Source organism: Variovorax sp. Root473 (assembly GCF_001426505.1).
In the GTDB taxonomy this organism is placed as follows: Bacteria; Pseudomonadota; Gammaproteobacteria; order Burkholderiales; family Burkholderiaceae_C; genus Variovorax.
In genome coordinates this window covers 233571-257785 of sequence record NZ_LMEV01000001.1, presented here as the reverse complement: position 1 = coordinate 257785, position 24215 = coordinate 233571, and the positions used below count along the sequence as shown (strand labels likewise).

The window sequence follows — 24215 nt, the reverse complement described above, 5'->3', positions numbered from 1 at the left end:
CGTGAGCAGCTTGTCGACCTCCACGTCGTCGGGTCTGAGCACGGCCACGAGCAGCATCGACAGCCTGTCGACGTCTACGTCGAGCGGCCTGAGCACTGCAACCAGTGGTATCTCGAGCCTGTCCACGGGCCTGAGCACGACGAACAGCAACGTCAGCAGCCTGTCGGCTTCGACGTCGTCCGGTTTGAGCACCGCCACGAGCAGCATCGATAGCTTGTCGACGTCCACGTCGAGCGGCCTGAGCACAGCGACCAGCGGGATCGCGAGCCTGTCTACGGGCTTGAGCACCACGAACAGCAACCTGGACAGCCTGTCGACCTCAACGTCGAGCGGTCTCAGCACGGCCACGAGCAGCATCGATAGTCTTTCGACTTCGACTTCGTCGGGTCTGAGCACTGCGACGAGCGGTATCTCCAGCCTCTCGACCGGCCTGAGCACGACCAACAGCAGCGTCAGCAGCCTCTCGACCTCGTTCTCGTCCGGCCTGAGCACCGCCACCAGCGGCATCTTCAGCCTGTCGACGGGCCTGAGCACGACGAACAGCACTGTGAGCAGCTTGTCGACGTCCACGTCGAGCGGCCTGAGCACGGTGAACAGCGGCATCGGCAGCTTGTCGAGCGGCTTGAGCACCGCCACCAGCGGGATCTCCAGTCTCTCGACCGGCCTGAGCACGACCAACAGCAACGTGAGCAGCCTGTCGTCCGGCCTGAGCACGACCAACAGCAACGTGAGCAGCCTGTCGTCCGGCCTGAGCACCGTCACCAGCAGCGTGAGCAGCCTGTCCACCGGCCTGAGCACGACCAACAGCAGTGTCAGCAGCTTGTCGACCGGCCTGAGCACGACGAACAGCAACGTCGACAGCCTGTCGACGGGCTTGAGCACGACCAACAGCAGCGTCAGCAGCCTGTCGACGGGCCTGAGCACGACCAACAGCGCCGTCGGCAGCCTGTCGACGGGCCTGAGCACGACGAACAGCAACGTGAGCAGCCTGTCCACCGGGTTGAGCACGACCAACAGCACCGTCAACAGCCTGTCGACCGGCCTGAGCACCACCAACAGCAACCTGGACAGCCTGTCCACCAGCGTGGGCGGCGCGGCCAGCGGGCTCTCCAGCCTGTCGACCTCGACGTCGACCGGCCTGAGCACGGCGATGAGCGGCATCGGCAGCCTGAGCACGACGGTCAGCTCGATCTACAACGGAGGCACCAAGTACTTCCACGCGAATTCGACGAACACGGACTCCAACGCCAGCGGCCAGGAAGCGGTGGCGATCGGACCGCGCACGGAGGCCAGCGGCGCCAACGCCTTCGCAGCCGGCAACGGCGCGAAGGCCACGGCCGACGGCGCGGTGGCGGTGGGCTTCGGGGCGCAGGCCACGGGCACCAACGCAATCGCGATCGGCACCGGGGCGCTGGCCACGGGCTCGCAGGCGATCGGTGCCAACGCCCGGGCGGGCGGCGGTGGCGTGGCGCTGGGCGACCGGGCGGATGCCGGCGGCACGCCGCTGAGCCAGGCGAAGAACGTGGCGCAAGGCACGGCCATCGGCTTCGGCGCGGTGGTGCAGCAGACCGGCGGCGTGGCACTGGGTGCGAACTCGGTGGCCTCGACGGCGGCGGGCATGGTCGGCTACGTGCCGGGCAGCGCGACCGCGGAGCAGGCCGCGGCCATCCGGGCCACGACCGGCACGCAGGGCGCGGTGTCGGTGGGTGATGCCGCCAGCAACCAGTTCCGCCAGATCACGGGCGTGGCCGCCGGCACGGCCGACAGCGACGCGACCAACGTGGCGCAGCTGAAGGCGGCGTCGGCAGCGTCGAAGGCCAGCAGCGTGCAGTACGCGACCAACCCCGACGGGTCGGTCAACTACAACCAGATCACGCTGGGCGCCGGCGAAGCGGCAGGCGGCACGCGCATCAGCAACGTGGCGCCGGGCGTGCTGCCGGGCGATGCGGTCAACCTGGGCCAGTTGCAGCAGGTGCAAAAGCAGGTGGGCGACGTGGCACGCATCGCCTACTCGGGCACGGCGATGGCCTTCGCGATGTCGGGCACCTACCTGCCCACGCTGTACCCGGGCGAGAAGACGATCGGCGTCGGCCTGGGTTCGTACCAGGGCTACAGCGCCGTGGCGCTGACCTTCAAGGCCCTGTCGGACGACGGCAAGATGTCCTGGGGCGCGGGCCTGACCTCCACCGGCAAGGAGTGGGGCGTGAACGCAGGCATCGGCTGGAAGTGGAAGTAAAAGGCCGCTAGGCCGACGCCTCCCGATCCGGTGGCTCCCGCGCCCTGCGCGCGGGAGCCCTTGTTTTTTGGTACACACTTCGGCCATGCGCATCGGTATTTCAGTCCTCTCCCACACGGGGCAGAACATCTGGGAAAACGGCATGGGACAGAACGTCCTATTCCTGGCCCGGCTGCTGCAACGCATCGAATTCGTCGAGTCCGTCACGCTCATCGACGCGGGCGACCAGCAGGCGATGCCGCCGCAGGTCGACCTGTCGGGCATGGGGCTCACGCTGGGCCGTGCCCGCGAGCTGACCGACGCGCTCGACGTGGTCATCGAAATGGCGGGTGCGCTCGACGTGCAGTGGCTGTCGTACTTCCGCGCCTGCGGCGGGCGCGTGGCCTTCCACGGCGTGGGGCAGCCCTTCGCGGCACTGGCCGAGCCGATCATCTTCAGCGACAAGGGGCACTTCGGCGCGACCGACCGCTGCGACGAGATCTGGCTGCTGCCCAAGGACGCGGGCTTTGCGCCGATGATGCGCACGCTGCACCGCTGCCCGGTGCAGGAGGTGCCGTACCTCTGGTCGCCGCAGTTCCTGGCGCAGCGCGTCGACGAAGTGCAGGCGCAGGGCTTTCGCTTTGGCTACCAGCCGCGCACGGCGCAGCAGCCGGGTTTTCGGGTGGCGATCTTCGAGCCCAACATCTCGGTGGTGAAGTCGTGCAGCATCCCGATGCTGATCTGCGACGAGGCCTGCCGCGCCAACCCGGAGAGCATCGCGGCAATGCATGTGCTCAACACGCTGCATCTGAAAGACCATCCGACGATGCTCTACCTGGCGAACTCGCTGAACCTCGTGCGCCAGCACAAGGCCACCTTCCACGGGCGGCACGACTTCGCGGGCTTCATGGTGCAGCACGCCGACGCGGTGGTGTCGCACCAGTGGCAGAACGACCAGAACTACAGCTACCTCGACGCGCTGTACGGCAACTATCCGCTGGTGCACAACTCGCCGTGGCTGCGCGACGCCGGCTACTACTACCCCGACTTCGACATCGCCGTCGGTGCCGAGCAGCTGGCCGCCGCCGTGCGCGGGCACGACGCGCAACTCGACGACTACCGCGCGCGCAGCCAGCGCGTGTTCGACGCGATCGATCCGATGCATCCCGCCAACATCGGCGCCTACGCGCAGCGGCTGCTGCACCTGGTCGGTGGCGACCCGGCGTTCCGTGCCGGCAACGCAAAGGTGGCCGCATGAGCGACGCACCTCACACCGCAAGCCCGCGCGCGGCCGCTTCACCGACCCGCCTGAAGGTCGGCGTCTCCATCTTCATCCGCAAGGGCGAGCAGAGCTTGTGGGAAAACGGCGTCTACCAGAACTGCCTGTTCCTCGTGATGCTGCTGCTGCGCTCACCCTGCGTCGAGCGCACGGTGCTGGTGGCCGGCGGCGGCGACGGCGGCCCGGCCGACGCCACCAACTTCCTGGCCGACTCGCCGGTGCCGATCATCGACATGGCCACCGCCGCGCAGGAGCTCGACCTCATGATCGAGATGAGCGCGCAGCTCGGTCGCGACTGGTCGGTGGCGTTTCGCGAGCGCGGCGGAAAAATCGTCTCGATGCGCGTGGGCAACGACTACGTGATCGACATCGAGCGCATGACCTTCAACAAGCCGCACGGCATGCTGGTCAGCGGCGCGCCCTACGACGAGGTGTGGACGCTGCCCGAATACGAAACCTCCTGCAAGCCGTACTTCACGAGCACCTTCCGCGCGGCCACCAAGCTCATGCCGCACCTGTGGAGCCCGATGGTGATCGAGAAGGCGATGGCGCGCGGCGCCGGGGGCAAGCGCTTTGCCTACGAACCGGGGCGCACGCAGTGGCGCGTGGCCATCTTCGAGCCCAACATCTGCATGGTGAAGACCAGCTTCATTCCGATGCTGGGCTGCGAGTCGGCGCACCGCGCGCAGCCGCGGCTCATCGAGAAGATGTGGGTCTACAACAGCTTTCACCTGAAAGAGAAGCCGAACTTCATCGCCTTTGCCCAGAGCCTGGATCTGGTGCGGCACGGCCTGGCGACTTTCGAGGGGCGCTTTCCGCTGTACCAAGTGCTGCCGGGCGCGATCGACGCGGTCTTTGCGCACCACTGGGAGAACGCGCAGAACTATCTCTACTACGAGGCGCTGTACGGCGGCTGGCCGCTCATCCACAACTCGCACCTCATCGGCGACTGCGGCTACCGCTACCACGGCTTCGACTGCGAGGAGGGCGGGCAGGCGCTGCGGCGCGCGTTCGCCGAGCACGACGCCAACCTGCCGGCTTACCGCGAGCGCGCCCGCGCGCTCATCGCGAAACTGGACCCGGAAGGCGAAGAGAACGTGCGCCTCTATTCCGCGGCCATCGAGAGCCTCTACGCATGAAGGCGACACCGATGAGCGTCCTTGCCCGATTCATTGCTGCGGCCTGTGTGCTCGCGACCGGCAGCGCGCTGGCGCAAGGCGTGCTGGCCCCGCCCGCGGCGCCGCAGGACACGCTCACGCGCGCCGCCGCCAGCGTGGGCGTGCAGCGCTGCCTGCCGGCCATCACGCGGCTGGCCACGCTCACCGTGCAGGGCAGCCGCGCGCACGACGTGCTGCTCGACTGGGACCGCAAGCGCCCCGACGCCGGCCCGGTGTTCTCGCTGGTCGGCATCCAGTACCCGAACGCCGGCGTGGCCGCATCGATCACCGCCATCCCCGACGACAGCGGCGCCTGCACCGTGGCGGCCGAGCGCATCTCGGTGGCGCCGTTCACCTGCGCCAGCGTGGCCGAGCAGGAACTGAAGAATTACAAGCGCACGCCGCTGCTGCCGATCTACACGGTCTACACCGACGACAAGGAGCCGACCTCGTCGGTCTCGCTGATCGATTCGCCTCCGGGCTGCCTCGTGATCCGCCGCTATATCGAGTACGGCTGGCGCGACCCCGCTGCGCCGATGCCCGCCGCCGCACCGGCCGGCCAGGCGCCCAGGCGCCGCTGATCCAGGGCTGATTCACGGGCTTGCGCGAGCCCGTCTCCGACACGCGCGAACGCCCTTGACCGGCCCGGCGTGGGCCCCTGCGGTCCAAGAATGGACGCATGCCGCGCGATGCTTTGGCGCTTGTCTTGTGGGCGCGGCCTCCCAAGGAGACCCCATGTCATTCGCGTCCCTGATCGGCCGATGGGCGATGCAGCCTTTCTCCAATGCCCTGCCACCGCTGGGCGACACCGAACGTGCCGCGCTCGAGGCCGGCACGGTCGGGTTCGAGGGCCGGCTCTTTGCCGGGCGCCCCGATTTCGACGTGCTCACGGCCGTCGGCCCCAACCGGCTCAGCGCGCGCGAAGAAGCCTTCCTGTTGAACGAGGTACCCACGCTGTGCCGCATGCTCGACGACCACGCCATCGACCAGGCGCACGACCTGCCGCCCGAGGTGTGGCGCTTCCTGCGCGAGAAGCGCTTCTTCGGGATGATCATTCCCGAGGCTTTCGGCGGCCTGGGCTTCGGTCACTTCGCGCATGCCTCGGTGGTGGCGCGCATCGCGAGCGTCAACGTGGCAACGGCCGTCACGGTGATGGTGCCCAACTCGCTCGGCCCGGCCGAGCTGCTGCTGCGCTACGGCACCGGCGCGCAGAAAGGCCACTACCTGCCGCGCCTGGCCGACGGCCGCGAGCTGCCGTGCTTCGGCCTGACCTCGCCGTACGCGGGTTCCGACGCGGCCGCCATTCCTGATCGCGGCGTGCTCGTCGAGCGCGAGTTCCAGGGCCGACGCACGCGCGGCTTCCTGGTCGATTTCGACAAGCGCTACATCACGCTCGCACCGGTCGCCACCGTGGTCGGCCTCGCGTTCCATGCCATCGACGACAGCCGGCCCGAAGGCCAGCAAGAGCTGGGCATCACCTGCGCGCTGATTCCCGTGCCGCACGACGGCATGGAGATCGGCCGGCGCCACCGCCCGATGGACAGCGCCTTCATGAACGGCCCGATCCGCGGCCGGCAGGTGTTCGTGCCGATGGACTGGATCATCGGCGGCGAGGCGCAGGTGGGCCAGGGCTGGCGCATGCTGATGGAATGCCTGGCCGCGGGCCGCGCCATCTCGCTGCCCGCGCTGGGCTCGGCCATGCAGCAGACCGCGCTGTACGTGAGCAACGCCTACGGCCAGATCCGCGAGCAGTTCGGCCTGCCGGTGGGCAAGTTCCATGCGGTGGCGGGGCTGGTCGCGCAGATGTCGGCGCAGTTGTATGCGAGCGATGCGGCGCGGCGCTTCACCGCTGCCGCGCTCGACGCGGGCGAGCGGCCCAGCGTGGCCAGCGCGATCCTCAAGGTGCAGCTCACCGAGGCCGGGCGGCGTGCGGTGAACCGGGGCATGGACATCCTCGGCGGCAAGGGGATCATCTCGGGCCCGTCGAACCTGCTCGGCGTGGCCTACCGGCAGGCGCCGATCGCGATCACGGTGGAGGGCGCGAACATCCTCACGCGCGCGCTCATCGTGTTCGGCCAGGGCGCGGTGCGTTGCCATCCGCACGTGCTCGACGAGATGGCGGCGGTGCAGGCGAAGGACGAGACGGCGCTGGGCAAGGCGCTCATCGCGCACGGCAAGCATGTGGCCGTCAACCTGTGGCACAGCCTGTTCGGTGCGCCGGTGTTCGGCGATCCGCCCGAGGCGCTGGCCCATGAGGCGCGGCTCATCGCGCGCATGAGCGCCAAGTACGCGCTCACGGCCGACCTGGCGATGGGGCTGCTCGGTGGCAAGCTCAAGCGCATGGAGTTGCTGTCGGCGCGCCTGGGCGACGTGCTGGCCCACCTGTACCTGGCGAGCGCCTGCGTGTGGCGCTACCGCGTCGATGCGGCGCCCGAACTGCTCCCGTTTGCGCAGGCGGCCATCCGGCTTCAGCTGGACGAGGCCGGCAAGATCCTGCGCGACCTGTACGCCAACCTGCCGACGCCGGGGCGGCGCCTGCTGGGCGCGCTGGTGCTGCGCCGCACCGCGCACCTGGCGCCGCTGCGCGACGTGCAGCTGATGGCATTGGCCGAACTGCTGCGCACGCGCCCGGACGTGGTCGCGCGCCTCGTGCCCGATCTGGCCGAGCCCGGCCCGGGCGGCCTGCGCGACCTGATGCAGGCGATGGCGCTCGGCGCGAAACTCGGCGACGAAACGGCCACGCTCAACAAGGTGCTGCGCCGCACGCGCTCGCTCGACGAGGCCGCGCGCTCGGCCGCCGACCCCGCGCTGGCACGGGCCTACCTGCAGGCGGCCGACAAGGTGATCCAGGTCGACGACTTCGACGGACCGGCGCGTGAAGCAGAGACTGCGGACCTCAGCCGCGCGCCTGCTGCGCCGCCAGCGCTGTCAGGGCCGCCGCCGTCTGCTCGTCCGCTGGAAAGAACGACTCCACCGCGAGTTCCTGCAACGTGACGTCCACCGGCGTACCGAAGATCGTGATGGTGCTGATGAAACTCAGCACGCCACTGGGCATGACCACCTGGAACGGCACGGCCACCGCCGACAGCGCGGTGTCGAGCAGCGGCGCGTCGTGGCTCACGGCCGGCGGCGGGTAGCCTTCCAGCTCGTCGTGCAGCGCCTGCAGCACGGTGTCGCCGGTGGCGGCGATCTGCTGCTGCAGCCGTTCGAGCAGGTGCGTGCGCCATTGCGCGAGGTTCGCGATGCGCGGTGCCACGCCGTCGGGGTGCAGGCTCAGGCGCAGCACGTTGATGGGCGGCTTCAGCAGCTCGGCCGAGCAGCCTTCCATGAGCAGCGGCACCAGCGCGTTGTGCGCGACCAGGTTCCAGTGGCGGTCCACGGCCAGCGCGGGGAAGGGTTCGTGGCCCTTCAGCACCAGGTCGATGGCGCGGCGCGCCGAGGCCATGGCGGGATCGTCGAGCGAGCGCTGGCGGTACATGGGCGCGAAGCCGGCGGCCACCAGCAGCGCGTTGCGCTCGCGCAGCGGCACGTCCAGGCGCTCGGCCAGGCGCAGCACCATCTCGCGGCTGGGTGCGGCGCGGCCGGTTTCCACGTAGCTCAGGTGGCGGGTCGAGACCTCGGCCTCCTGCGCCAGGTCGAGCTGGCTCAGGCGGCGGTGGGTGCGCCAGTGCCGCAGGTGGGCGCCGAACGGATCGCGTGCGCCGGGCAGACCGGGCAGGTTGCCAGCCTTGGACGAATGGGGGCGGGAGGTGTTCATGGAGCCGCATTCTGGCGCGGCGGCGGCGCATCGCCATGACCTCCCAGGTCATCGACGCGATCCACGCCCGGCGGAATCATCGACCCCAACGCAGCAGGACTGGCCTGCAGCGTACCCACCCAGGAGATCCACATGTCTGTCTTCGCTTCCCCCCGCTTCCTGTCGAACGTGATGTGGGCCGATGCCGCTTCGTGCGCCGCGACTGGCGCGCTGCAGGTCGCGTTCACCGACGTTCTTGCCCACCTGACCGGCCTGCCGGCGTGGCTGCTCATGGGCACCGGCGTGTTCCTGCTGGCCTATGCGGCCGCCGCAGCCTTCATGGCCAGCCGCGCCACGCCTCCGCGCACGCTGATCGGCCTCGTGATCGTCGGCAACTTCGCCTGGGCCGTGGCCTGCGTGGCACTGCTGGTGAGCGGTGTGTTCGCGGTCACCGCGCTGGGCATGGCCTGGGTGCTGGCGCAGGCGCTGTGCGTGGTCGTGCTGGCCGAGTTGCAATGGACCGGCTTGCGCCGTACGCGAGGCAGTGCCCGCATGGCGATGGCCTGAGCAGGTGTATTTTCTGAGCGCCTGACCGTCGAATACACGCCCGCCGCACCTCGTGCAGCGGGCGTTTTCGCTATGAGAACCATAGTTTTGAGAGAACCCGGCAGGGAAGACTGACTACAGCGATTGACATTGAACCTCGCTATCCTTGAGAGGCTTCCACGAACACACAGGAGTCTTCTCATGGCCAAAGCCCCGGCGCACGCGTTTGCGTCCACCCTCAAGACCTTCAAGACCGCGTCGGGCACCTCCGGCAAGTACTGGTCGCTGAAGGAGCTGGCCAAGCAATACCCGTCCGTGGAACGCCTGCCGGTGTCGATCCGCATCGTGCTCGAGTCGGTGCTGCGCAACTGCGACGGCCAGAAGGTGTCGGCCAAGCACGTCGAAGAGCTGGCCCACTGGGCGCCCAATGCCGAGCGCACCGACGAGATTCCCTTTGTCGTCACCCGCGTGGTGCTGCAGGACTTCACCGGCGTGCCGCTGCTGGCCGATCTGGCCGCCATGCGCAGCGTGGCCAGCAAGCTGGGCAAGTCGCCCAAGACGATCGAGCCGCTGGTGCCCGTCGACCTGGTGGTCGACCACTCGGTGATGGTCGACTACTACGGCACGCCCAAGGCGCTCGACCTGAACATGAAGCTGGAGTTCCAGCGCAACAACGAGCGCTACCAGTTCATGAAGTGGGGCATGCAGGCCTTCGACACCTTCGGCGTCGTGCCGCCGGGCTTCGGCATCGTGCACCAGGTCAACCTCGAGTACTTTGCGCGCGGCGTCTACAAGAGCCCGGCCGACAAGAGCGACACGCCGGTGTACTACCCCGACTCGCTGGTGGGCACCGACAGCCACACCACCATGATCAACGGCATCGGCGTGGTCGGCTGGGGCGTGGGCGGCATCGAGGCCGAGGCCGCCATGCTGGGCCAGCCGGTCTACATGCTCACGCCCGACGTGGTGGGCTTCGAGCTCACCGGCAAGCTGCGCGAAGGCGTCACGGCCACCGACCTGGTGCTGTACGTCACCTCCATCCTGCGCGCCGAGAAGGTGGTGGGCAAGTTCGTCGAGTTCTTCGGCCCCGGCGCCGCGTCCATCGCCGTGCCCGACCGCGCCACCATCGGCAACATGGCACCCGAGTACGGCGCCACCATGGGCTTCTTCCCGGTCGACGAGATGACCGTCGCGTACTTCGAAGGCACCGGCCGCACGAAGGAAGAAGTCGAGCGCTTCGCCGCCTACTACAAGGCGCAGGGCCTGTTCGGCATGCCCGCGCCGGGCGACATCGACTACACCAAGGTCGTCAAGCTCGACCTGGGCACCGTTTCGCCCAGCCTGGCCGGCCCCAAGCGCCCGCAGGACCGCATCAACCTGGGCGACCTGTCGACCAAGTTCGCCGAGCTGTACAGCAAGCCCAACGATGCCAACGGCTTCAACCAGCCGGCCGACAAGCTCAAGCTGCGCTATGCGCTGCCGCGCAATGGCCAGGACGGCGACACCGACGTCGCGCCGCCGCCACCCGGTTCGCCGCGCCCGGTGATCGAGATGGTGGCCAACCGCCCGACCAAGGAAGCCGCGCACGTCGCGGGCAAGCCGCTGTCGGCCTCGGAAAGTGAAGTCACCGTCGGCAACGGCGACGTGCTGATCGCGGCCATCACCTCGTGCACCAACACCTCCAACCCGAGCGTGATGCTCGCGGCTGGCCTCTTGGCCAAGAAGGCGGTGGAAGCGGGCCTGAAGGTCAAGCCGCACGTCAAGACCTCGCTGGCGCCCGGCTCGCGCATCGTCACCGAATACCTGGAGAAGGCGGGACTGCTGCCGTACCTGGAGAAGCTGGGCTTCTACCTCGCGGGCTACGGCTGCACCACCTGCATCGGCAATGCCGGCGACCTCACGCCCGAGATCAACGAAGCCATCACCAAGAACGACCTCATCGGCGCGGCCGTGCTCTCGGGCAACCGCAACTTCGAGGCGCGCATCCACCCGAACCTGAAGGCCAACTTCCTGGCCTCGCCGCCGCTGGTGGTGGCCTTCGCCATCGCGGGCAACGTGCTGACCGACCTCATGACCCAGCCCGTGGGCAAGGGCAAGGGCGGCAAGGACGTGTACCTGGGCGACATCTGGCCCACGCCCAAGGAAATCGACGACAACCTGCGCTTCGCGATGAACGCCAAGTCGTTCCGCGCGAACTACGAGAAGGTCAAGACCGATCCGGGCAAGTTCTGGACGAGCATCAAGGGCACGACCGGCCAGGTCTACGACTGGCCCACCTCGACCTACATCGCCGAGCCGCCGTTCTTCGACGGCTTCCAGATGCAGCCGCACGCGTCGGACGCGGGCATCCAGGGCGCGCGCGTCATGGCGCTGTTCGGCGACTCGATCACCACCGACCACATCTCGCCGGCCGGCTCCATCAAGGAAAGCTCGCCCGCGGGCATCTGGCTCAAGGCCAACGGCGTGGCCAAGGCCGACTTCAACAGCTACGGCTCGCGCCGCGGCAACCATGACGTGATGGTGCGCGGCACTTTCGCCAACGTGCGCATCAAGAACCTGATGATTCCGCCGGACGCCAATGGCACGCAGGAAGAGGGCGGCGTCACGCTGTTCCAGCCGGGCGGCGAGAAGATGTTCATCTACGACGCGGCCATGAAGTACATGGCAGCGGGCACGCCGACCATCGTGTTCGGCGGCGAGGAGTACGGCACGGGCTCGTCGCGCGACTGGGCCGCCAAGGGCACGCAGCTGCTGGGCATCAAGGCCGTGGTGGCGCGCAGCTTCGAGCGCATCCACCGCGCCAACCTCGTCGGCATGGGCGTGCTGCCGCTGCAGTTCCGCGGCGCCGACTCGTGGCAGACGCTGGGCCTCACGGGCGAGGAAAAGATCGACGTCGTGATCGGCGGCGAACTCAAGCCGCAGATGGACGTGAAGCTGGTCGTGCACCGCGCCGACGGCACCCACCAGGAGGTGACGGTGCGCCTGCGCATCGACACGCCGATCGAGGTCGATTACTACAAGCACGGCGGCATCCTGCCGTTCGTGCTGCGGCAGCTGCTCGCGGCCTGATCGCTTGATCCGCGTCGGGCTCATCTCCGACACCCACGGCCTGCTGCGTCCGCAGGCCGTGGCGGCCTTGCGGGGCAGCGACTTCATCGTGCATGGCGGGGACATCGGCGACGCCGGCATCCTCGACGCCCTCGTCGCCATCGCGCCTTTGACGGTGGTGCGCGGCAACAACGACCGCGAGGCCTGGGCCGGGGCCATTCCAGAGACGGCATTCCTGAAGGTCGGCGACGTGCAGGTCTACGCGATCCATGACCTCTCTCAAATCGACATCGACCCCGCCGGCGCCGGCGTGCGTGTCGTGATCTCCGGCCATTCGCACCAACCCAAGGTCGAGGAGCGCGGCGGCGTGCTCTACGTCAACCCGGGCAGCGCCGGCCCGCGCCGATTCAAGCTGCCTATCGCCGTGGCCGAACTGATCGTCGACGGCGACACCGTCAGCGCGCGCATCGTCGAACTGCCCCTGTGAGCGGGGCGGGGTCGAATACCCCTAATTGAGAATAAATCTTATTTGATGGGGTATCCTCGGGCCGTTCTTTGAAAAATGCACCACATCGGGGCATTTTCAAAGGACATTCTTCTGCTCCGAGATGCTTATTCCCTTTCTCATCATGCTGCGCGAAGGCATCGAGGCCGCGCTCATCGTCGGTATCGTTGCCAGTTACCTGAAACAAAGCGGTCGCGGCCGGCTGATGCCCGCGGTGTGGGTCGGCGTGCTGCTGGCCACCGCGCTGTCGCTGTTCGCCGGCGCCGGCCTGCAACTGCTGGCGGCGGAGTTTCCGCAGAAGCAGCAGGAGCTGTTCGAAGGCGTGGTCGGGCTCATCGCCGTGGTCATGCTGACCTCGATGGTGTTCTGGATGCGCAGGGCGGCCCGCTCCATCAAGGGCGAGCTGCACGCGTCGATCGACAAGGCGCTCGCGCAGCATGCCGACGGGCAGGGCTGGGCGCTGATCGGCATGGTGTTCCTGGCCGTGGCGCGCGAGGGGCTGGAGTCGGTCTTCTTCCTGCTGGCCGTGTTCCAGCAGAGCACCGGCTGGGAAGCGCCCGTGGGCGCGCTCGCCGGCATCGCGGTGTCGGTGGTGGTCGGCTGGGGCATCTACTCGGGCGGCGTGCGGCTCGACCTGCGCCGCTTCTTCCGCTTCACGGGCCTGTTCATCCTGCTGGTTGCGGCCGGGTTGCTGGCCGGCGTGCTGCGCAAGTTGCACGAGGCCGGCGTGTGGAACCAGCTGCAGACCGTGGTGTTCGACATGAGCGAAACCCTGCCGATGGACAGCCCCGTGGGCGCCGTGCTGTCGGGCCTGCTGGGCTACCAGGCCGCACCCGTGGTGGGTGAGGTGATCGTCTACCTGGCCTTCCTGGCCGTGGCCCTGTTCTTCTTCCTGCGCCCGGCTGCTGCTGCGGCGCCGCGCACGGCGACCGCCGGCTGATCTTTTTTCCCGATGTCTTCTTCCTCTTCTTCTTCATCGACGCTCATGCGCGTCGCCGTGGGCGCCTCGGCGCTGCTGGTCGTCGCCGGCCTCGCGGCCTTCTGGTACGCCTCGAACGAGGCGCGCAAGGCGCCGCCCAAGGCGGTCGACCACGCCGTCACGGTCACGATCCAGGGCAACGCCTGCGAGCCGAACGAGATCACCGTGCCCGCGGGGCGCACGACCTTCACCATTGTCAACAAGTCGAACCGCGCGCTCGAGTGGGAAATTCTCGACGGCGTGATGGTGGTGGAAGAGCGCGAGAACATCGCGCCCGGCTTCTCGCAGACCCTGACGGTCAAGCTCTCGCCGGGCGACTTTGCCATCACCTGCGGCCTGCTGAGCAATCCGCGCGGCAAGCTGCACGTCACGCCGTCGGCGGCGTCGCTGGCCGAGGAGGCGCGGCCCTCGCTCGTCAACTACGTGGGCGCGCTGGCCGAGTACCAGGTGTTCCTGCGGCTGGAGGCCGGCACGCTCGACGACGCGGTGCGTGGCCTGGCCGACGCGGTCAAGGCGGGCGACCTGAAGCAGGCGCGCTTGCTCTATGCGCCGGCGCACCAGGCCTACAAGCGCATCGAGCCGATGGCCGAGCTGTTCGCCGACCTCGACACGCGCATCAACGCCCGCGCCGACTACTTCGAGAAGCGCGAGGCCGATCCGGGCTTCAGCGGCTTCCACCGCATCGAGTACGCGCTGTACGGCCAGGGCGACGCGAAGGCGCTGGCGCCGGTCCTCGACCAGCTGCTAGCCGACACCGAGACACTGCAGGCGCGCCTGCGCGCGCTGAGCGTGCCGCCCGAGCGCCTGGCCAGCGCCGCCTCGAAGCTGCTGCGTCGCGTGGCCGACAACCTGCCCGCCGGCGGCGAGGACCACTACGGCCATGCCGAACTCGTGAACCTGCAGGGCAGCTACGAAGGCACCAAGAAGATCGCCGACCTGCTGCAGCCGCTGCTGGTGAAGGCCGCGCCCGCGCAGCAGAAGGCCGTGGACGAGCGCTTTGCTGCCTTCGACGAAGCGCTGGCGCCGTACCGCGCCGGCGAGGGCTTCCAGCCCGCACCGCTGGACGACGCGCAGCGCCAGGCGCTGGCCGTGCCGGTGCGCGCGCTGGCCGAGGAACTGGGCAAGGTCAACGCCGCGCTCGGTCTGGAATGAGTTGAGAGAGAACGACGACCCCATGGAACCGACGAAGAAGAACGACACCGCTCCTGCCTCGCCGCACCGCCGCCGCATGCTCGGCGCCGCGGGCGTGGCCTTTGCCGGGCTCGCCGCCAGCGCGCGCGCCGGCGCGGCCATGCCGGGCCCGCCCGATACGGGGGCGCAGGTCACCGATGCCCCGCAGAGCACCCACACGCAAGACCGCGTGCCCTTCCGCGGCAAGCACCAGGCGGGCGTGGTCACGCCGCGCCCGACGGCCGGCATGGTCGCCTCGTTCTACGTGCTGGCCGAGAACCGCGCCGACCTGGAGCGGCTGATGCGCACGCTCACCGAGCGCATCGCTTTTCTCACGCAGGGTGGCCCGCAGACCGACCCCGACCCCAGGCTGCCGCCCGCGGGCTCCGGCATCCTCGGCCCGGTGGTGCAGCCCGACGGGCTGACCGTGACCGTGTCGGTCGGTGCGTCGCTGTTCGACGAGCGCTTCGGCCTCGCCGCGAAGAAGCCCAAGCGGCTGAACCAGATGCAGCGCCACCCCAACGACGCGCTCGATGCCGCGCTGTGCCACGGCGACCTGTCGATCCAGTTCTGCGCCAACACGCCCGACACCAACATCCACGCGCTGCGCGACATCATCAAGAACACGCCCGACCTGCTGGTGCTGCACTGGAAGCAGGAGGGCTCGGTGCCGCCGATTCCGGCGGTGGCGGGCCAGCCCGCGGAGAGCGCGCGCAACTTCCTCGGTTTTCGCGACGGCTCGGCCAACCCCGACTCGGCGGACGACACGCTCATGAACCAGCTCGTCTGGGTGCAGCCGAACGGCGACGAGCCCGCCTGGGCCGTGGGCGGCAGCTACCAGGCGGTGCGGATCATCCGCAACTTCGTCGAGCGCTGGGACCGCACGCCGCTGCAGGAGCAGGAGGCCATCATGGGCCGCCGCAAGCCCAGCGGCGCGCCGCTGGACGGCGGCAAGACCGAGCACGACGTGCCCGACTACACGAAGGACCCCGAAGGCAAGGCGACGCCGATGGACGCGCACATCCGCCTGGCGAACCCGCGCACCAGGGCCTCGGACGCCAACCTGATGCTGCGCCGGCCCTTCAACTACTCGAACGGCGTCACCAAGTCGGGCCAGCTCGAGATGGGCCTGCTGTTCATCTGCTACCAGGCCGACCTTGAAAAGGGCTTCATCGCCGTGCAGACGCGTCTCGATGGCGAGCCGCTCGAGGAATACATCAAGCCCATCGGCGGCGGTTTCTTCTTCACGCTGCCCGGCGTGCAGGGCGCCGACGACTGGCTCGGGCGCAGCCTGCTGGCCGCCTGAGCGCTCCCTTTTTCATCACCACCGCACCGCATCCAAGGAGATCCATGACCGTGCAGTTCCGCCGCCGCTTCCTCGCCGCTTTCGTCGCAGGCTTTGCCGGCCTTTATGCCGTGGGCGCGCAGGCCGCCGTGTCGCCGCTCGAGCTGGTCGGTCCGATCTCGGACTACAAGATCTACGTGACGCAGAACGTGCGCAAGCTGGCGGCCGACGTGCGCGTGTTCACCGCCGCTGTGAAGGCCGGCGACATCGAGAAGGCCAAGAAGCTCTACGCGCCCACGCGCACCAGCTACGAGCGCGTCGAGCCCGTGGCCGAGCTGTTCACCGACCTCGACCAGTCGATCGACTCGCGCGCGGACGACCACGAGAAGGCCGAGAAAGATCCAGCCTTCATCGGCTTTCACCGCATCGAGTACAGCCTGTGGACGCTCAAGACCACCAAGGACCTGAACCCCGTGGCCGACAAGCTGCTGGCCGACGTGCTCGAACTGCAAAAGCGCCTGGGCGCGCTGACCTTCCCGCCCGAGAAGGTCGTGGGCGGCGCTGCCGTGCTGATGGAAGAGGTGGCCGCCACGAAGATCTCCGGCGAGGAAAACCGCTACAGCCACACCGACCTGTGGGATTTCCAGTCGAACTTCGAGGGCGCCTACAAGATCGTCGAACTGCTGCGCCCGCTGGTCGTGAAGCAGGACAAGCCCTTCGCCGAGAAGGCCGACGCCAACTTCAAGGTGGTGTTCGACACGCTGGCCAAGTACCGCACGGCCGACGGCGGCTTCGAAACCTACTCGAAGCTCACCGAGCGCGACCGCAAGATGCTGGCCGGCCGGGTGAATACGCTGGCCGAAGACCTGTCCAAGCTGCGCGGCATGCTGGGACTGAACTGAGTCCGACCCGGAGGCACTCATTTCCGGCTGACCCGGGACTTTTTGGGGTTGGTCAGGTTTTCGCGAGTGAGAATTGCTAGCATCTGGCTTTTGCTTACTGGCGTGCCCCGGGGTTTCCGGGGGCGCACCCCCCCACCGTGCGAAACAACGACCTCGGCGCAGCGCCGACCACCACCGCGCTGAGCCTCGATCAGCTTCCGTCCCATCAGTGGGCCACCGTGCTCGATGTGGCCCGTCCCGACAATGCGGACGACCGCGAGCTGGTGCTGCGCCTGACCGAAATCGGCTTTGTGCCGGGCGAGGCCGTGCGCATCGTCGCCACCGGCACCCCGGGCCGCGAGCCGCTGGCCGTGCGCCTGGGCCACACCACCTTCGCGCTGCGCCGCCACGAGGCCGCGCTGATCCACGTCACGCCGGGAGCCGCGAACCATGGTTGAAGCCGTCATCCAGGGGCCGGGCCGTCTCGGCGCCACCACGCAGCCCGCGCGCATCGCGCTGCTGGGCAACCCCAACTGCGGCAAGACCGCGCTCTTCAACCTGCTGACCGGCAGCCGCCAGAAGGTGGCCAACTACGCCGGCGTGACCGTCGAGCGCAAGGAAGGCACGTTGCGTACGCCGACCGGCCGCCGCGTCTTCGTGCTCGACCTGCCGGGCGCTTACAGCCTGAATGCGCTGAGCGCCGATGAGGCCGTCACGCGCGACATCGTCACCGGCCAGAGCAAAGAGGACCTGCCCGACCTGCTCGTGTGCGTGACCGACGCCACCAACCTGCGGCTGAACCTGCGCCTGGTGCTCGAAGCGCGCCAGCTGGGCCTGCCGATGGTGGTGGCGCTCAACATGACCGACATGGCCAGGAAACAGGGCATCGCGGTCGACACCGCCGTGCTCTCGCGCGAACTCGGCGTGCCGGTGATCGAGACCGTGGGCGTCCACAGCGGCGGTGCGAAGCATCTGCTCGAAGCCCTCGACCAGCCCGTGGCCGCCGCGGCGCCCCAGCCGTGGCAGGCGCCGGGCCTGGACGACGTGCTCGCCACGCAGCGCGAGGTGCGCCGCATCCTCGGCCTGGCCGTGAAGGAGCCCGTGGGCAGCCTGGACACCAGCGACCGCATCGACCGCGTCGTGATGCACCCGGTGTGGGGCATGCTGGTGCTGGCCGTCACCATGTTCCTGATGTTCCAGGCCGTGTTCAGCTGGGCCAACGTGCCGATGGACGCCATCAAGGCCGCCACCGAAGGGCTGGGCAACGTCATCAAGACGCACATGCCCGAAGGCATGTTGCAGAGCCTGCTGGTCGACGGCGTGATTGCAGGCGTGGGCGGCGTGGTCGTGTTCCTGCCGCAGATCCTGATCCTGTTCCTGTTCATCCTCGCGCTGGAAGATTCCGGCTACCTGCCGCGCGCGGCCTTTTTGCTCGACCGCCTGATGGGCACCGTGGGACTGTCGGGCCGCTCGTTCATTCCGCTGCTGTCGAGCTTTGCCTGCGCCATTCCGGGCGTGATGGCCACGCGCACCATCAGCAACTGGCGCGACCGCATCACGACCATCATGATCGCGCCGCTCATGACCTGCTCGGCGCGGCTGCCGGTGTATGCGCTGCTCATCGCGGCCTTCATTCCGGCGCGCGACGTGGGCGGCATCTTCAACCTGCAGGGCGTGGTGCTGTTCGCGCTGTATGTGTTCGGCATCGTCTCGGCGATGGCCGTGGCCTGGGTCATGAAGCGCTTTCGCGACAGCACGAGGCACTCGCCGCTGCTGATGGAACTGCCGGCCTACCGCTGGCCGAATCCGCGCAACCTGCTGCTCGGCTTGTACGAGCGGGCGTGGATCTTTCTCCAGCGCGTGGGCACGATCATCCTCACGCTCACGATCCTGCTGTGGTTCCTGTCGACCTTCCCGTCGCCGCCTGAGGGCGCGACCGGCCCCGCCATCCAGTACAGCCTGGCCGGCATCATCGGCCGCGGGCTGGAGCACATCTTTGCGCCCATCGGCTTCAACTGGCAGATTTCCATCGCGCTGGTGCCGGGCATGGCCGCACGCGAAGTCGCGGTGGGCGCGCTGGGCACGGTGTACGCGCTCTCGGCCACCGGCGACGACGTGGCCGGCGCGCTGGAGCCGCTCATCGCCGGCAGCTGGTCGCTGGCGACCGCGCTGTCGCTGCTGGTCTGGTATGTGTTTGCGCCGCAATGCATCTCGACGCTGGCGGCCGTCAAGCGTGAAACGGGCTCGTGGAAATACGTGTGGATCATGGCGGGCTACCTGTTCGCCCTGGCATACGTGGCATGCTTCTTGACCTATCGCATTGCACTCGCTTTCGGCGCGGGGTAAAACCACGGGGAAAGGGTTGAAGAAGACATGACACAGCAATTGATCGTCGGATTGATCGTCGCGGCCGCCGCGCTCTACGCGGTCTGGCGCTGGATGCCTGCTGGCTGGCGCCGCGGCGCGGCGCGCAAGCTCGCGGCGGGCACGCAGCGCGCGGGCCTCATCGATCAGACCCGTGCCGATCAGCTCGCCGCTTCGCTCGCCAAGACCTCGGGCTGCGGCTCGTGCGACAGCTGCGGCAGCTGTGCCCCCAAGAAACCTGCTGGCGCTGAGCCGGCCGACCGCCACAGCCCCACGCCCAGCACCGGACGCTGAGTCCGATGCCCGCGCACATCCTCGTCGCAGGCGGCGGGATCGCAGGCCTGGCCACGGCGCTGGCGCTGTCCCGCGCCCACCACCGCGCCGACGTCTTCGAGCAGGCCGCCGACTTCGGCGAAATCGGCGCCGGTGTGCAGCTCGGCCCCAACGCCACCCGCCGCCTTCAGCAACTCGACCTCGGCCGCGGCCTCGCGGCCATCGCGGCGCGCCCCGAGGCGCTGGTGGTCCACAGCGCCGGCAGCGGCGCCGAACTGGCCCGCATGCCGCTGGGCGACGCCATGCAGCAGCGCTACGGCGCGCCGTACTGCTGCGTGCACCGTGCCGACCTTCACACGCTGCTGCTCGATGCCGTGCGCGCGCGCGGCACGGGCTCGCTGATCACGGCCGCGCGCATCCGGCAGGTCGAGACCAGTGACGACCTCGTCTGCGTCTCGAGCACCGACGCGCGCGCGTGGGAGGGCGAGGCGCTGGTGGGGGCTGACGGCCTGTGGAGCCTGGTGCGGGCGCAGCTTGAATCCGAATCCGCCGAAGCGCCGCCGCGCGTGACCGGGCACACGGCCTGGCGTGCGCTGGTGCGGCAGGCTGACCTGCCTGCGGCGCTGCGTCGTTCGCGCGTCGATGTGTGGCTCGGGCCGCGTTTGCATGCGGTTGCGTACCCGGTGCGCGCGGGGGATGCGCTCAACGTCGTTGTCATTGCCGAATCTGCACCTGCGGGCGATGCGCGCGATTGGGATCAGGCCAGCAGCCTTGCGGCGTTGAAGCAGGCGATGGGTCGCAGCTGTGCGAGCCTTCAGTCATTGCTCGACGCGATGCCAAGCTGGCGTGCGTGGACGTTGAGCGATCGTGCGCCGGTCGCTGGTCCTGCCGACATGGCGCATGAGCGTGTCGCGTTGGTGGGTGATGCAGCGCATCCGATGGTGCCGTACCTCGCGCAAGGCGCTGGCATGGCGATCGAAGATGCGGTCGCACTGGCGGATGCCTTGGGCGATACCTCGGCGTTGGGCGTGCCGGCTGCGTTCGCGCGCTATGCCGAGGCGCGCTGGGAACGCAACGCGCAAGTGCAGGCGCGTGCGCGCCGCAATGGCGAGATCTTTCATGCCACCGGTGCGGTGCGCTTCGGGCGCGACATGGCGATGCGCTTGCTGGGTTCCCGGTTGCTCGATCAGCCCTGGCTGTACGGCGGTTGATCCAGGGCGCGTGCCCAGGCCACCGGGTACAAGACAGCTGCTGGTGCTCGCTGATCCGCGAGCCCTGAAAAGCACCTCAGAGCCGAAACGTCTGCAGATGCTCGATGCGCTCGGCGAGACCTTCCTGCCCCAGGTAATGCCCCTGCGTCCCATCGCGCATCTGCGCGAGCGTGGTCTCCAGCTCGACCAGCATCGCGTCGCGATCGGCCACGAAGGCCGGCGGCACGTCGATGCCGATCTGCGTGCAGGCATCGGCGATCAGGTGTGCGCTGGCGGGCGCACCGCAGGCCGCGCATTTCACGATGGCGGCGACGGTCGGCTCGGCGCCGTTGTCCAGCAGGGCGCGCGTGAGCTCGGGCGAAATCTGGCCGTCGATGTTGCGCAGCACGTCGGATGCCACGGGTGCGCCCGCGCGCACCAGCGCTGCTGCGGCGGCGAAGGCGCTGTGTCCCACGGCCACGTCGGTGGCGAGCGCGCTGCCTTCATGCGGGCCTTCGAAGTTCAGGCCCGCGGCAGCGAGTTCGGCGACCAGCGCGGCGTCGTCGGTGGCAATCGCGTGGCGCAGCGCAGCGCGTGCGAGCGCTGGGTGATGGCGCAGCGTGCCATCGGCGAGCGGCGTGCGCCAGTCGACGATGGCGCGGCAATAGAAGGTGACCAGCTTGTCCATCAGGTCGAGGTCCAGCCCGAACCCTTCGTGGCGGTCGTCGAGGTAGGCGAGCAGCGCCTGCCCCGAGAAGTAGTCGCTCGTCGGCGCCAGCGGATCTTCGTCGAGGTGCAGCGCCGCGAAGGCGCCGTACAGGTCGGTGGCGATAGGGCTCAGGCCGTCCTCGTGCAGCGCGTGGGTCCAGGCCGGCGGCAGGCCCTGCTTCCACGCAATGATCTGGCCGTGCGCCTCGCCGGGTTCCACCACGGCGTAGATGCGGTCGCAGTATTCGAAGCCGCCGATGGGCAGGTGCGTGAGCTTGCCGCTCCAGGGCGTGCCGCTGTCTTCGGCCGCTTCTTCGGCGAGTTCCTGCTCGTGCTCGATCCAGCCCTGCAGATCGCGGTAGCCGTCGCTGCCGTCCCAGAACAGCTCCGACCAGCTGACGCTTTCGACATTGCCGTTCATCGGCAATGCGAGGTCGTAGTCGAGGCGCCCGCCCGCGGTGTGCTGCCACAGCGCGACCAGTGCCGCGGGCAGCGGGCCGGCGCACAGCGCCTGCACGGCATCGATCTGCTGCTGCGGCATCGGCGGCTGCGCGTCGAAGATCACGCGATCGGCGAACAGCACGACGCCGTGTTCGCGCAGGGTGGAGAGCTCTTCGGCAGAGAACGAGGTGTCGTTGTTCATGGCAGCAGCCTCCGTGTTCTCCAAAATGTAGCGCTTTGCGCCGATGGAGCAACCCTCATTCGCCCGGGGCCACTGCGAGCCCCGCATGTCGCGCTACAGGTCGGTGCGCAGCTTCCAGATTTCAGGGAACAACACCACGTCGAGCATCTTGCGCAGGTAGCTCACGCCGCCCGTGCCGCCGGTGCCGCGCTTGAAGCCGATCACGCGTTCGACGGTGGTCACATGGCGGAAGCGCCAGAGACGGAAGGCGTCTTCGAGGTCGGTGAGTTTTTCGCCGAGCTGGTACAGGTCCCAGTGGTCGTGCGGGTTGCGATAGACCGCAAGCCAGGCGGCCTCGACGCCGTCGCTCGATTCGTAGGGCTGGGTCCAGTCGCGATCGAGCCGGTCGGCGGGCACGGGCAGGCCGTGGCGTGCGAGCAGGCGCAGCGACTCGTCGTACAGCGAGGGCGCGCGGTAGGCGGCATCCACCTGCGCGAGCAGGTCGGCGCGGTGCGCGTGCGGCTTGAGCATGGCGGCGTTCTTGTTGCCGAGCAGGAACTCGATGCAGCGGTACTGCGCGCTCTGGAAGCCGCTGGAGTTGGCGAGGTAGGGGCGCATCGCCGTGTACTCGGGCGGCGTCATGGTGGAGAGCACGGTCCATGCACTCACCAGCTGTTCCATGATGCGGCTCACGCGCGCGAGCATCTTGAAGGCGTCAGGCAGGCGCTCTTGCGCGATGCACTGCACGGCGGCGTGCAGCTCGTGCAGCATGAGCTTCATCCAGAGCTCACTGGTCTGGTGCTGCACGATGAACAGCATCTCGTCGTGCGCGGGCGACAGCGGGTGCTGCGCGTTCAGGATCTCGTCGAGGTGCAGGTAGTCGCCGTAGCTCATGGACTTGCTGAAGTCCAGCTGCGCCTTCTCTTCGTGGACGATGGACTCGGGGGTCTTGTTGTTGTCGTTGTCGGTGCTCATGTCACTGCGTTCTTGCGGTTGAATTCGGCGCGTCGCCACTCGCCGGTTTCGAGCACCTGCACGAGGTGTTCGACCGAATGCCACACGTCCTCGAAGCCGAGGTACAGCGGCGTGAAGCCGAAGCGCAGGATGTCGGGCATCTGCGAATCGCCGGCGCGGTAGTCGCCGATCACGCCGCGTGCGATCAGCGCCTGCACGATGGCGTAGGCGCCTTCCTCGCGGCTGAGGCACACCTGCGAGCCGCGCAGTGCGTGGTCGCGCGGGGTGACGAGCGAGAGGCCTTGTCCGGCGCAGCGTTGCTCGACCAACTGGATGAACAGGTCGGTGAGCGCGAGCGACTTGGTGCGCAGCGCGGCCATCGCGCCGCTGGTGCCGTTGAAGGCTTCGGCGGCGAGCACGGTGTCCAGGCCGCATTCGAGCCCGGCCAGCGCGATGACCGGCTGGGTGCCGCACAGGTAGCGGCCGACGCCGGGGGCGGGGCGGTAGTGCGGCGTGAACTCGAAGGGCGCCGCGTGGCCCCACCAGCCCGACAGCGGCTGCTCGAACTGGCCTGCGTGCCTGGTGTTCACCCAGGCGAAGGCCGGCGCGCCGGGGCCGCCGTTGAGGTACTTGTAGCCGCAGCCGATGGCGTAGTCGGCGTTGCTGTCGTTGAGCGCCACGGGCACGGCGCCCGCGCTGTGCGCCAGGTCCCACACGGTGAGCGCGCCCGCGGCGTGGGCGGCGGCGGTGACGGCCTTCATGTCGTGCATGGCGCCGGTGCGGTAGTTGACGTGCGTGAGCATCAGCACGGCGACCTCGTCGGTCAGTGCGGTGGCCAGCTCGCTCGCATCGATCAGCTTCAGCGTGAAGCCGCGTTCACGGCACAGCGACTCGGCGATGTACAGGTCGGTGGGGAAGTTGCTGCGCTCGCTGATCACCAGCGTGCGGCCGCTGGCCTTCTGCTGCGAGAGCGCGGCGAACAGCACCTTGTAGAGATTGACCGACGTGCTGTCGGTGCACACCACCTCGCCGGGCGCGGCGCCGATGAGCCGGGCCACCTTGTCGCCGAGGCGCTGCGGCAGGTCGAACCAGCTCGCGGTGTTCCAGGAGCGGATCAGGCCTTCGCCCCATTCCTTGGCGACCACTTCGGCGATGCGCGCGGGCGCGGCCGTGGGCAGCACGCCGAGCGAATTGCCGTCGAGGTAGAGCACGCCCTCGGGCAGGGTGAATTGGTCGCGCAGAGCGCGCAGCGGGTCTTGCGCGTCGAGGGCGCGGCAGTCGGCGAGGGTCGTCGTCATGGAAG

The 24215-nt window shown here is 68.7% G+C and carries 20 protein-coding genes; 16 read left to right on the top strand and 4 right to left on the bottom strand.

All coding sequences use genetic code 11. The annotated features are described in order from the left end of the window. The 5 genes from ASD34_RS28560 to ASD34_RS01200 form a co-directional block, all read left to right on the top strand. A partial coding sequence (locus ASD34_RS28560; RefSeq protein ID WP_414929860.1) for a YadA family autotransporter adhesin occupies positions 1-2236 on the top strand: 2236 nt, incomplete at its 5' end. A gap of 85 nt (positions 2237-2321) precedes the next feature. Then, on the top strand, positions 2322-3473 hold the full coding sequence (locus ASD34_RS01215) for a DUF2827 domain-containing protein (RefSeq protein WP_056572000.1): 1152 nt from the start codon (positions 2322-2324) through the stop codon (positions 3471-3473). Further along, entirely contained in the window at positions 3470-4633 is a 1164-nt protein-coding gene (locus tag ASD34_RS01210; RefSeq protein WP_056571998.1) for a DUF2827 domain-containing protein, read from the top strand. Before ASD34_RS01215 ends, ASD34_RS01210 begins: the two co-directional genes overlap by 4 nt. Before the next feature lie 11 nt (positions 4634-4644). After that, positions 4645-5232, top strand: a complete 588-nt coding sequence (locus ASD34_RS01205) for a hypothetical protein (protein WP_235509930.1) — start codon at positions 4645-4647, stop codon at positions 5230-5232. A gap of 154 nt (positions 5233-5386) precedes the next feature. Next, positions 5387-7645, top strand: coding sequence for an acyl-CoA dehydrogenase (locus ASD34_RS01200; RefSeq protein ID WP_056571994.1), 2259 nt, complete (start codon positions 5387-5389; stop codon positions 7643-7645). Here ASD34_RS01200 and ASD34_RS01195 read toward each other — a convergent pair. Next, positions 7548-8408 carry a helix-turn-helix domain-containing protein gene (locus tag ASD34_RS01195; protein WP_056571992.1) on the bottom strand — a complete coding sequence of 287 codons (861 nt, stop codon included), beginning with the start codon at positions 8406-8408 and terminating at the stop codon, positions 7548-7550. The two genes, ASD34_RS01200 and ASD34_RS01195, sit on opposite strands and share 98 nt — an antisense overlap. A 132-nt stretch (positions 8409-8540) precedes the next feature. Between ASD34_RS01195 and ASD34_RS01190 the strand changes: the two genes are divergently transcribed. The 11 genes from ASD34_RS01190 to ASD34_RS01140 all read left to right on the top strand — a co-directional run bounded on the left by ASD34_RS01190 (position 8541) and on the right by ASD34_RS01140 (position 20649). Further along, on the top strand, positions 8541-8954 hold the full coding sequence (locus tag ASD34_RS01190; RefSeq protein ID WP_056571990.1) for a hypothetical protein: 414 nt from the start codon (positions 8541-8543) through the stop codon (positions 8952-8954). A gap of 180 nt (positions 8955-9134) precedes the next feature. Continuing rightward, on the top strand, positions 9135-12002 hold the full coding sequence (locus ASD34_RS01185) for an aconitate hydratase (protein ID WP_056571988.1): 2868 nt from the start codon (positions 9135-9137) through the stop codon (positions 12000-12002). A gap of 4 nt (positions 12003-12006) precedes the next feature. Continuing rightward, a complete protein-coding gene (locus ASD34_RS01180; protein WP_056571986.1) occupies positions 12007-12468 on the top strand; it encodes a metallophosphoesterase family protein in 462 nt (153 codons plus the stop codon). A gap of 121 nt (positions 12469-12589) precedes the next feature. Then, positions 12590-13426 (top strand): iron uptake transporter permease EfeU, encoded by an 837-nt coding sequence (gene efeU / locus ASD34_RS01175; RefSeq protein ID WP_056571984.1) that lies wholly within the window; start codon positions 12590-12592, stop codon positions 13424-13426. Positions 13427-13438: 12 nt separating this feature from the next. Then, entirely contained in the window at positions 13439-14617 is a 1179-nt protein-coding gene (efeO, locus tag ASD34_RS01170; protein WP_056571981.1) for an iron uptake system protein EfeO, read from the top strand. A 22-nt stretch (positions 14618-14639) separates the two neighbouring features. Next, entirely contained in the window at positions 14640-15941 is a 1302-nt protein-coding gene (gene efeB / locus ASD34_RS01165; protein ID WP_056571979.1) for an iron uptake transporter deferrochelatase/peroxidase subunit, read from the top strand. A gap of 44 nt (positions 15942-15985) precedes the next feature. Then, positions 15986-16822, top strand: a complete 837-nt coding sequence (gene efeO / locus ASD34_RS01160; RefSeq protein WP_082548456.1) for an iron uptake system protein EfeO — start codon at positions 15986-15988, stop codon at positions 16820-16822. A gap of 137 nt (positions 16823-16959) precedes the next feature. After that, the gene (locus tag ASD34_RS01155) at positions 16960-17259 is read left to right on the top strand and encodes a FeoA family protein (RefSeq protein ID WP_056571977.1); all 300 of its coding nucleotides are present in this window, start codon (positions 16960-16962) and stop codon (positions 17257-17259) included. Then, positions 17252-19147, top strand: coding sequence for a ferrous iron transporter B (gene feoB / locus ASD34_RS01150; RefSeq protein ID WP_056571974.1), 1896 nt, complete (start codon positions 17252-17254; stop codon positions 19145-19147). Before ASD34_RS01155 ends, feoB begins: the two co-directional genes overlap by 8 nt. Positions 19148-19174: 27 nt before the next feature. Then, the gene (locus ASD34_RS01145) at positions 19175-19459 is read left to right on the top strand and encodes a DUF6587 family protein (RefSeq protein WP_056571971.1); all 285 of its coding nucleotides are present in this window, start codon (positions 19175-19177) and stop codon (positions 19457-19459) included. Between the two features lie 5 nt (positions 19460-19464). After that, the gene (locus ASD34_RS01140; protein WP_056571967.1) at positions 19465-20649 is read left to right on the top strand and encodes an FAD-dependent monooxygenase; all 1185 of its coding nucleotides are present in this window, start codon (positions 19465-19467) and stop codon (positions 20647-20649) included. 76 nt (positions 20650-20725) lie between these two features. Here ASD34_RS01140 and ASD34_RS01135 read toward each other — a convergent pair whose 3' ends face one another. From ASD34_RS01135 to kynU, 3 genes are all read right to left on the bottom strand, one after another. Beyond that, entirely contained in the window at positions 20726-21979 is a 1254-nt protein-coding gene (locus ASD34_RS01135) for a hypothetical protein (RefSeq protein ID WP_056571964.1), read from the bottom strand. A 93-nt stretch (positions 21980-22072) separates the two neighbouring features. Beyond that, on the bottom strand, positions 22073-22933 hold the full coding sequence (gene kynA / locus ASD34_RS01130) for a tryptophan 2,3-dioxygenase (protein ID WP_056571961.1): 861 nt from the start codon (positions 22931-22933) through the stop codon (positions 22073-22075). Continuing rightward, positions 22930-24210, bottom strand: coding sequence for a kynureninase (kynU, locus tag ASD34_RS01125; RefSeq protein WP_056571959.1), 1281 nt, complete (start codon positions 24208-24210; stop codon positions 22930-22932). Before kynU ends, kynA begins: the two co-directional genes overlap by 4 nt. Positions 24211-24215: the final 5 nt, after the last annotated feature.

Excerpts from the sequence above, each read along its gene's own strand:
- efeO (WP_082548456.1), top strand. The coding sequence starts at position 15,986 with ATGACCGTGCAGTTCCGCCGCCGCTTCCTCGCCGCTTTCGTCGCAGGC.
- ASD34_RS01205 (WP_235509930.1), top strand. The coding sequence starts at position 4,645 with ATGAGCGTCCTTGCCCGATTCATTGCTGCGGCCTGTGTGCTCGCGACC.
- ASD34_RS01140 (WP_056571967.1), top strand. The coding sequence starts at position 19,465 with ATGCCCGCGCACATCCTCGTCGCAGGCGGCGGGATCGCAGGCCTGGCC.
- ASD34_RS01215 (WP_056572000.1), top strand. The coding sequence starts at position 2,322 with ATGCGCATCGGTATTTCAGTCCTCTCCCACACGGGGCAGAACATCTGG.
- feoB (WP_056571974.1), top strand. The coding sequence starts at position 17,252 with ATGGTTGAAGCCGTCATCCAGGGGCCGGGCCGTCTCGGCGCCACCACG.
- ASD34_RS01190 (WP_056571990.1), top strand. The coding sequence starts at position 8,541 with ATGTCTGTCTTCGCTTCCCCCCGCTTCCTGTCGAACGTGATGTGGGCC.
- efeO (WP_056571981.1), top strand. The coding sequence starts at position 13,439 with ATGTCTTCTTCCTCTTCTTCTTCATCGACGCTCATGCGCGTCGCCGTG.
- efeU (WP_056571984.1), top strand. The coding sequence starts at position 12,590 with ATGCTTATTCCCTTTCTCATCATGCTGCGCGAAGGCATCGAGGCCGCG.
- ASD34_RS01200 (WP_056571994.1), top strand. The coding sequence starts at position 5,387 with ATGTCATTCGCGTCCCTGATCGGCCGATGGGCGATGCAGCCTTTCTCC.
- ASD34_RS01195 (WP_056571992.1), bottom strand. The coding sequence starts at position 8,408 with ATGAACACCTCCCGCCCCCATTCGTCCAAGGCTGGCAACCTGCCCGGT.
- kynA (WP_056571961.1), bottom strand. The coding sequence starts at position 22,933 with ATGAGCACCGACAACGACAACAACAAGACCCCCGAGTCCATCGTCCAC.
- ASD34_RS01135 (WP_056571964.1), bottom strand. The coding sequence starts at position 21,979 with ATGAACAACGACACCTCGTTCTCTGCCGAAGAGCTCTCCACCCTGCGC.
- kynU (WP_056571959.1), bottom strand. The coding sequence starts at position 24,210 with ATGACGACGACCCTCGCCGACTGCCGCGCCCTCGACGCGCAAGACCCG.
- ASD34_RS01145 (WP_056571971.1), top strand. The coding sequence starts at position 19,175 with ATGACACAGCAATTGATCGTCGGATTGATCGTCGCGGCCGCCGCGCTC.
- ASD34_RS01185 (WP_056571988.1), top strand. The coding sequence starts at position 9,135 with ATGGCCAAAGCCCCGGCGCACGCGTTTGCGTCCACCCTCAAGACCTTC.
- efeB (WP_056571979.1), top strand. The coding sequence starts at position 14,640 with ATGGAACCGACGAAGAAGAACGACACCGCTCCTGCCTCGCCGCACCGC.
- ASD34_RS01210 (WP_056571998.1), top strand. The coding sequence starts at position 3,470 with ATGAGCGACGCACCTCACACCGCAAGCCCGCGCGCGGCCGCTTCACCG.